Annotated in this window: 9 protein-coding genes; 5 read left to right on the top strand and 4 right to left on the bottom strand. The window is 53.6% G+C overall.

Annotated features, from left to right (window positions below; all coding sequences use genetic code 11):
* Nucleotides 1-3 precede the first annotated feature (3 nt).
* Nucleotides 4-2,418 (bottom strand): putative ABC transporter permease subunit YbbP, encoded by a 2,415-nt coding sequence (gene ybbP / locus A1WG_RS06650; RefSeq protein ID WP_001515918.1) that lies wholly within the window; start codon nt 2,416-2,418, stop codon nt 4-6.
* On the bottom strand, nt 2,415-3,101 hold the full coding sequence (gene ybbA / locus A1WG_RS06655) for a putative ABC transporter ATP-binding protein YbbA (RefSeq protein ID WP_001515917.1): 687 nt from the start codon (nt 3,099-3,101) through the stop codon (nt 2,415-2,417). Before ybbA ends, ybbP begins: the two co-directional genes overlap by 4 nt.
* Here ybbA and tesA point away from each other — a divergent pair.
* Genes tesA through cnoX form a run of 3 tightly spaced genes read left to right on the top strand, consistent with a single transcriptional unit; the run spans nt 3,072 to nt 5,409 of the window.
* The gene (gene tesA, locus A1WG_RS06660) at nt 3,072-3,695 is read left to right on the top strand and encodes a multifunctional acyl-CoA thioesterase I/protease I/lysophospholipase L1 (RefSeq protein WP_024191847.1); all 624 of its coding nucleotides are present in this window, start codon (nt 3,072-3,074) and stop codon (nt 3,693-3,695) included. The two genes, ybbA and tesA, sit on opposite strands and share 30 nt — an antisense overlap.
* The gene (ybbO, locus tag A1WG_RS06665) at nt 3,685-4,494 is read left to right on the top strand and encodes an NADP(+)-dependent aldehyde reductase (RefSeq protein WP_077633335.1); all 810 of its coding nucleotides are present in this window, start codon (nt 3,685-3,687) and stop codon (nt 4,492-4,494) included. Before tesA ends, ybbO begins: the two co-directional genes overlap by 11 nt.
* Nucleotides 4,495-4,554: 60 nt before the next feature.
* A complete protein-coding gene (gene cnoX, locus A1WG_RS06670) occupies nt 4,555-5,409 on the top strand; it encodes a chaperedoxin (protein WP_001515914.1) in 855 nt (284 codons plus the stop codon).
* A gap of 75 nt (nt 5,410-5,484) precedes the next feature.
* On the opposite strand, the gene fetB is transcribed toward cnoX, so the two are convergent.
* Both fetB and fetA read right to left on the bottom strand, forming a co-directional pair.
* A complete protein-coding gene (gene fetB / locus A1WG_RS06675) occupies nt 5,485-6,264 on the bottom strand; it encodes an iron efflux ABC transporter permease subunit FetB (protein ID WP_001515913.1) in 780 nt (259 codons plus the stop codon).
* A complete protein-coding gene (gene fetA, locus A1WG_RS06680; RefSeq protein ID WP_001114841.1) occupies nt 6,251-6,928 on the bottom strand; it encodes an iron efflux ABC transporter ATP-binding subunit FetA in 678 nt (225 codons plus the stop codon). The genes fetB and fetA overlap by 14 nt, the downstream gene beginning before the upstream one ends.
* 145 nt (nt 6,929-7,073) lie before the next feature.
* Here fetA and A1WG_RS06685 point away from each other — a divergent pair, with 145 nt between their 5' ends.
* Nucleotides 7,074-7,991: an SPFH domain-containing protein gene (locus tag A1WG_RS06685; RefSeq protein ID WP_000904499.1), complete on the top strand. Its 918-nt coding sequence runs from the start codon at nt 7,074-7,076 to the stop codon at nt 7,989-7,991.
* Nucleotides 7,988-8,446, top strand: coding sequence for an NfeD family protein (locus tag A1WG_RS06690; protein WP_000561077.1), 459 nt, complete (start codon nt 7,988-7,990; stop codon nt 8,444-8,446). The genes A1WG_RS06685 and A1WG_RS06690 overlap by 4 nt, the downstream gene beginning before the upstream one ends.
* Nucleotides 8,447-8,469 lie beyond the last annotated feature (23 nt).

The raw sequence follows: 8,469 nt of genomic DNA, 5'->3' as shown, positions 1-8,469 counted from the left end.
TCATCACCCCGTAAACTGCCTGAACAGTGCCTTCCCCTTAACCAGTCGCGCACCCAGCCAGCCGCCGCACAGGGAAAGAAGCAACGCACCGCTGCACGGCAGCACAATCCACAATCGCCAGTCTGGCTCCCACGGGAAATCAAACACTTTCGCCTGCAACACCGCCAGCGCCGTTTCCGCGCCGATTGCGGCTACCAGGCCGGAAACAAACCCGAGCATGGCAAACTCACACCACAATGTTGTGCGCAGCAGCTTTTTGCCCGCGCCGAGTGTGCGCCACACCACCAATTCCTGATGACGCTGACGCATTCCCACCTGCACCTGTGCCAGCAACAACAACATACCGCAGGCGGTGACCAGCACCACCATCACTTCCAGCGCCCGACTTACCTGCTCCAGCACCTGGCCGACCTGTTTTAAGATCGCACCAATGTCCAACAGGCTAATGGTCGGGAACTGGCGGTTGAGTTGCGTCAACATGCCGTTGCCGTTCTCCCAACGGAAACTGGTGAGCCAGCTCTGCGGTTGCCCGTCCAGTGCCCCTTCAGGGAAAATAAAATAGAAATTCGGACGCAGACTTTCCCAGTCCACTTTGCGCAGGCTGGTGACTTTGGCGCGAAACTCCTGGGTGTCACCCATAAAGGTGACGGTATCGCCCAGACCAACGTTCAGGCGTTTTGCCAGCCCCTCTTCCATCGACACTTCATCGGCTTTTGGCGGCCAGCTACCGGCGACAATCGGGTTATGATCCGGCCGCGTATTTTGCCAGGTGAGATTCAGCTCGCGATTAAGCGCTTCATCCTCATTGCCTTCTGTCGCTTTGCCATTGATTGCCGTCAGCCGCGCCCGCACCACCGGATAAAACGATTCCGGGACTATCTGATATTCCGCGAGGAACGCTTTTAGCGGCGTTACCTGTTCCGTGGCGATGTTGATTAAAAAGTAGTTCGGGCTTTCTGGCGGCAACTGCTGCTGCCAGCGGTCAAGCAGATCGCCACGCAACACCAGCAGCAGTGCCAGCAGCATAAAGGAGAGCGAAAAGGCCGAAAGCTGACTTAACGTTGACCACGGCTGACGTAACAGGCGGCTAACCGCCAGGCGCAGAGGCAGCGATTTCAGCGTCATACTGCGTAATACATTGAGCAGCATCCAGCCCAGCACGCCACATAGCAAAGCCAGCACTATCGCGCCCGCCAGCACCGCCCACAGCAGCATACTGCCACCCATCAGCCCGGCGAGCAGCAGCACAACCACCACACTGACAATCGGCAGATAAAACTTCAGCGGCCAGACGTTGGCGACCACATCATTACGTAATACGCGTAAAGGCTGCGTTGCCAGCAACAGTCGGTACGGTCGCAGCCCCACCAGCAACGAGATAACCGTCATGGTGCCGAGCGCCCACAACCACGGCCAGAAGCTGGCAGGCGGTAGCGCGGCGGGCAGAACAGGCTTGAGCAAAACCATTAACACGCTTTCGAACAACAGGCCAATCGCTCCGCCGGTAACGGCTGAAAGTATCAGTACCATCAGCCACTGACCGACGATTAACTTACGCAGTTGCGCCCGCCCAGCCCCCAGCGTTTTGAGGATCGCCACCAGATCGTAGCGGCTGCGGCAATAATGATTCATCGCCACCGCGACCGCCGCCACCGCCAGCAGCAAGGTCAGCAACGCCGAAAGCAGCAGGAACTGTTGCGAGCGTTCCATCGAACGCCCCAGCGCACCTTCGTCTTGTTCCAGACCGTACCAGCGTTGTTCGGGTTTAAGCTGGGGTAACAACCATTTCTCATAGCCGTCGAGCTGGCTCTCGTTGCCGCCGAATTTATAACGCCAGGTGACCCGACTTCCCGGCTGTATGGCTCCTGTTTTATCGACATCTGCCAGATTCATCATCAGGCGTGGGGCTATCTGGAAGGGATTAAAACCGGAATCCGGCTCCTGAATCACTTCTCCGGCAATGCGCAACGTGGCATCACCCACGTCGATGGTATCGCCCGTTTTCAAATTCAGGAGCGCCATCAGCCGTGGAGCCAGCAATACGCTGCCCGGTTGCGGTTTTAGTCCAGAAGGATTGGTCTGTAGCTCGCCATACATCGGGTAGATATCATCAACCGCTTTGACGTTCGCCAGTTGCGGCGTGTCGCCCGCAAAGGTCATGGTGGCAAAAGTAAGCTGCTTGCCGACTTTCAGGCCGCGCTTTTGCGCCTCTTCCAGCCACGCTGGCGGTACTTCGCGCGAACTGCGCAACGCCCGATCGCCCGCCATAAACTCACGGCTTTGCTGGCTTAAACCTTTCTCCATCCGATCGCTGATATTGCCCAGCGCCAGCACGCAGGCCACCGCCAGGCTTAACGCCAGCCAGACAATCAACAGCGACGGCGAGCGCCATTCGCGCCAGAACCAACGTGCAATCATGCTTCCTCCTGCAACTGTCCGTTCACCAGCCGTAAGCAGCGGTCGCAGCGTGCCGCCAGTTGCAGGTCGTGGGTCACCATAATCAGGGTGGTGCCATGCTCACGGTTGAGGGAAAACAGCAGGTCGGCAATTTTATCGCCCGTCTGGCGGTCAAGGTTGCCGGTGGGTTCATCGGCAAACAGCACATCAGGCCGACCGTTAAAAGCTCGCGCCAGCGCCACCCGTTGCTGCTCTCCACCGGAAAGCTGTGCCGGAAGATGATCAAGACGTTTACCCAGCCCCAACTGTTCGAGCAACGCTTTCGCACCGTTACGACTTTCCGCGCTACTCTCACCGCGCAGCAGCGCCGGAAGTTCGACATTTTCCAGTGCATTAAGGGTAGGAATTAACATAAATGACTGAAAAACAAAGCCGACATGCTTCGCGCGTAACGTTGCCCGCGCTTCTTCATCCATAGTATGTAGCGGTTGCCCCACCAGATTCACTTCACCACTACTACCGTCATCCAGCCCGGCGAGGATCGCCAGTAAGGTTGACTTACCCGACCCTGACTCGCCCACCAGCGCGATGGTTTCGCCGCGTTTGACAACCAGCTCAACTCCGGTGAGGATGGAGAGTTCATGCTCCCCCTGACCGACGGACTTCTTAAGATGATGAACTTCAACAATGTTTTCCGCTGGCATTTGCCCTTCCTGTTCCTGGTCCTGTTAACTTTCCGTGCCGCCGCAGCGGACACGTTATTAATTCTGGGTGATAGCCTGAGCGCCGGGTATCGAATGTCTGCCAGCGCGGCCTGGCCTGCCTTGTTGAATGATAAGTGGCAGAGTAAAACGTCGGTAGTCAACGCCAGCATCAGCGGCGACACCTCGCAACAAGGGCTGGCGCGCCTTCCGGCTCTGCTGAAACAGCATCAGCCGCGCTGGGTGCTGGTTGAACTGGGCGGCAATGACGGTTTGCGTGGTTTTCAGCCGCAGCAAACGGAGCAGACGCTGCGCCAGATTTTGCAGGATGTCAAAACCGCCAACGCTGAACCATTGTTAATGCAAATACGTCTGCCTGCAAACTATGGTCGCCGTTATAATGAAGCCTTTAGCGCCATTTATCCCAAACTCGCCAAAGAGTTCGATGTCCCGCTGCTGCCCTTTTTTATGGAAGAGGTCTACCTCAAACCACAATGGATGCAGGATGACGGTATTCATCCCAACCGCGACGCCCAGCCGTTTATTGCCGACTGGATGGCGAAGCAGTTGCAGCCTTTAGTAAATCATGACTCATAAAGCAACGGAGATCCTGACAGGTAAAGTTATGCAAAAATCGGTCTTAATTACCGGATGTTCCAGTGGAATTGGCCTGGAAAGCGCGCTCGAATTAAAACGCCAGGGTTTTCATGTACTGGCAGGTTGCCGGAAACCGGATGATGTTGAGCGCATGAACAATATGGGATTAACCGGCGTGTTGATCGATCTGGATTCACCGGAAAGTGTTGATCGCGCAGCCGACGAAGTGATCGCCCTGACCGATAATTGTCTGTATGGGATCTTTAACAATGCCGGATTCGGCGTGTATGGCCCCCTTTCCACCATCAGCCGCACGCAGATGGAACAGCAGTTTTCCGCCAACTTTTTCGGCGCACATCAGCTCACCATGCGTCTGTTACCCGCCATGTTGCCGCATGGTGAAGGGCGTATTGTCATGACCTCATCGGTGATGGGATTAATCTCCACGCCGGGTCGCGGCGCTTATGCGGCCAGCAAATATGCGCTGGAGGCGTGGTCAGACGCGCTGCGCATGGAACTGCGCCACAGCGGAATCAAGGTCAGCCTGATTGAGCCAGGCCCTATTCGTACTCGTTTCACCGACAACGTCAACCAGACGCAAAGCGATCAACCGGTCGAAAACCCCGGCATTGCCGCCCGTTTTACATTGGGGCCGGAAGCAGTTGTGGCTAAAGTGCGCCATGCTTTTATCAGCGAGAAGCCCAAAATACGCTATCCGGTGACGCTGGTTACCTGGGCGGTAATGGTGCTTAAACGCCTGCTGCCGGGGCGCGTGATGGACAAAATATTGCAGGGGTGAGTTGAAGCGCGCGCTTAAGCCCCCATGTCAAAGAAAATATCGACAACAGAGAGTGACTCCATGTCCGTACAAAATATTGTCAACATTAACGAATCTAACCTGCAACAGGTTCTTGAACAGTCGATGACCACGCCGGTACTGTTCTATTTTTGGTCTGAACGTAGCCAGCACTGTTTGCAGTTAACCCCGATTCTGGAAAGCCTCGCGGCGCAGTACAACGGGCAATTTATTCTGGCGAAGCTGGATTGTGACGCGGAGCAGATGATTGCTTCCCAGTTTGGTCTGCGCGCTATTCCGACCGTGTATCTGTTCCAGAACGGTCAGCCGGTAGACGGCTTCCAGGGGCCGCAGCCGGAAGAAGCGATCCGCGCCCTGCTGGATAAAGTGCTGCCGCGCGAAGAAGAACTGAAAGCGCAGCAGGCGATGCAACTGATGCAGGAAGGAAATTACACCGACGCACTGCCGCTGCTGAAAGACGCCTGGCAGTTGTCGAATCAGAACGGGGAAATCGGTCTGCTACTGGCAGAAACGCTGATTGCACTGAACCGTTCAGAAGATGCAGAAGCGGTGCTGAAAACCATCCCGTTGCAGGATCAGGACACCCGCTACCAGGGGCTGGTGGCGCAAATCGAACTGCTGAAGCAGGCGGCTGATACGCCGGAAATTCAACAGTTGCAACAACAGGTGGCAGAGAATCCAGAAGATGCTGCACTGGCGACGCAACTGGCGCTGCAACTGCATCAGGTTGGGCGCAATGAAGAGGCGCTGGAGTTACTGTTTGGGCATCTGCGTAAAGATTTAACCGCCGCAGACGGTCAGACACGTAAGACGTTCCAGGAGATCCTCGCCGCACTGGGTACAGGTGATGCGCTGGCGTCGAAATATCGCCGTCAGTTGTATGCGTTGTTGTATTGATATTTCGTTGAGATGCGACGCTTGCCCGGATTTGTAGGCACGATAAGACGCGCCAGCGTCGCATCAGGCATCGCATTATTTATTCTTCAATTGCGCCACCACCAACTGGTGGCGCGAATTATAAAACTTACGATAAGTTAAATAGCAGGCAATAATGGTCGACAGACTGGCGGTCGAGAGCAACATAAAAGTCACCATAATCTGATATTTAATCGCCTTCACCGGATCAATCCCGGCAAATATCAACCCGGACATCATTCCCGGCAAACTCACTAAGCCAACCGTTTTTGCTGAATCGACCGTCGGAATTAAAGCCGCGCGAATACTGTCGCGTATTAATATTGCAGACGCCTGCTTCGGCGTCGCACCAAGACTCAATTTTTCCTGGATTTGCTGCTGTTCGCTGATAAACCGCTGCCCGAGATTGTTATAACACAGCCCCACAGCAACCATCGCATTACCAGCAATCATCCCGGCGATAGGGATCACCTGCATCGGGATAAACTCAATCGAACCCGATAAAATCAGCACCGCCAGAGTAATTCCCGCCCCCACCGTAATGGCAATAAACGACGAAACAAAGGCTTTAGTAATATATTTGCTCCGTTTTTGCGCATTCCACGCCGCATTAAAGCAGATAAATAACACCATCAATAATGTCAGGCTGGCATCATCAACACTGAATATATATTTCAGTACATAGCCAACGATGAACAGTTGGATTATCGCCCGCCCGACGCTCCAGAGAATATCTTTCTCCAGCGCCAGTTTTTCTTTATGGCTAATTAAGATTGCCACCACCACCAGCATTAATGCCAGCGCCAACGACTCGTTAGTAATATTATGCGTGTTCATAGCGTTCTTCCTGCATTTCTCCGGCATTCGGTTGCAGCATAATTACCTTATCCGCATGATTAATTTCATCTTTGTCGTGTGTCACCCACAGCACAGCAATATTTTGCTCGCGTACATAACGGTGGATCATCTCATTGACGTTACGTTTGTTGCTTTCGTCCAGCGCACTGGTAATTTCGTCGAGTAATAATACCTTCGGCATAAATTGCAGATTGCGAATCAACGAGATGCGCTGTTTTTCACCACCGGAAAGCTCGGAGACATTTTTAGTCAGGATGGTATCCGGCAAAGCAAAGCGTTCGAAAAAATCGAGAAAAATGGCCGGATCAGGCTGCTGGTTACGGATCTGCCAGGGAAAAATCAGGTTATCGTATACTGTGTCGCCAAACAGAGTTGGCGTCTGGGCACAGTAAGAAACTTGTTGGCGGTAGATTTCCGGCTTTAGTGTGCTGACATCCTCGCCTTCAAACAGTAACGTTCCGCTGGTCGGACTGATTAATGAAGCAACTATTTTTAGCAGCGTACTTTTGCCGCAACCGGAAGGGCCGGTAATTAACTTAAATTCGCCAGCTCGCAGCGAAAAATTAATGTTATTAAGAATCTTCGTATCACCCGCCAGATATCCGACGTTGTGTAACTGAAGCAAAAGACTATTTTCCGGCATTACCCATCCCTTTTTCTGATTTTTACTAAAAACAGTTTATCCTCCACAGTAATAAGGGGGAACTCCCTTTCAGTAATCAGGTATAATTTGTTTAATCAAGCAGCAACTTTGCTCATTATGGACGGTACAACAGGAGGTTTTTCCGATGCTTATCTTTATCCCGATTCTTATTTTTGTCGCGCTGGTGATTGTTGGCGCAGGCGTCAAAATCGTGCCGCAGGGCTATCAGTGGACGGTGGAACGTTTTGGCCGCTATACCAAAACATTGCAACCGGGGCTAAGCCTGGTGGTGCCGTTTATGGATCGCATTGGTCGCAAGATCAATATGATGGAACAAGTACTCGACATTCCTTCCCAGGAAGTTATCTCGAAAGATAACGCCAACGTGACTATCGACGCAGTCTGTTTTATTCAGGTGATTGATGCCCCACGCGCAGCTTATGAGGTCAGCAATCTGGAGCTGGCAATCATTAACCTGACCATGACCAACATCCGTACCGTACTGGGTTCGATGGAACTGGATGAAATGCTCTCCCAGCGCGATAGCATTAACTCGCGCCTGCTGCATATTGTCGATGAAGCCACTAACCCGTGGGGGATAAAAGTCACCCGCATAGAAATTCGTGATGTACGCCCACCGGCAGAGCTGATCTCTTCGATGAACGCGCAGATGAAAGCGGAACGTACCAAACGCGCTTACATCCTTGAAGCGGAAGGGATACGCCAGGCGGAAATTCTCAAAGCGGAAGGTGAAAAACAATCGCAAATCCTGAAAGCGGAAGGCGAACGTCAGTCGGCTTTTTTACAGGCCGAAGCGCGTGAACGTTCCGCCGAAGCGGAAGCCCGCGCCACCCAAATGGTGTCTGAAGCCATTGCCTCTGGCGATATTCAGGCGGTGAACTACTTCGTGGCGCAGAAATACACCGAAGCGTTACAGCAGATCGGGTCGTCCAGTAACAGCAAAGTGGTAATGATGCCATTAGACGCCAGTAGTCTGATGGGGTCGATTGCCGGGATTGCCGAACTGGTGAAAGACAGCGCCAGCGAGCGGGCTAAATCATGATCGCGTTGCTGGTAGTCCACCCGCATATTTTCTGGCTGAGTCTCGGTGGTTTGCTGCTGGCGGCCGAGATGCTGGGCGGCAATGGTTATCTGCTGTGGAGCGGTGTCGCGGCGGTGATTACTGGTCTGGTGGTCTGGCTACTGCCGCTGGGTTGGGAATGGCAAGGGGTGATGTTTGCTGTTCTGACGTTACTCGCCGCCTGGCTGTGGTGGAAATGGCTGTCGCGGCGGGTACGCGAACAAAAGCACAGCGATAGTCATCTAAACCAACGCGGACAACAGTTAATTGGTCGTCGTTTTGTGCTGGAAACGCCGCTGGTCAACGGGCGTGGCCATATGCGCGTTGGCGACAGTTCATGGCCGGTCAGCGCCAGCGAAGATTTAGGTGCGGGCACGCATGTTGAGGTGATTGCGATTGAAGGGATAACATTGATCATCCGTGCGGTCATCGCCTGATGCGACGCTGACGCGTCTTATCA

The sequence above is a fragment of the Escherichia sp. KTE96 genome, from assembly GCF_000408525.1.
Classification (GTDB): domain Bacteria; phylum Pseudomonadota; class Gammaproteobacteria; order Enterobacterales; family Enterobacteriaceae; genus Escherichia; species Escherichia marmotae.
Note: the sequence above shows the minus strand (reverse complement) of the source record. Positions and strands in the feature narration are given on the sequence as shown.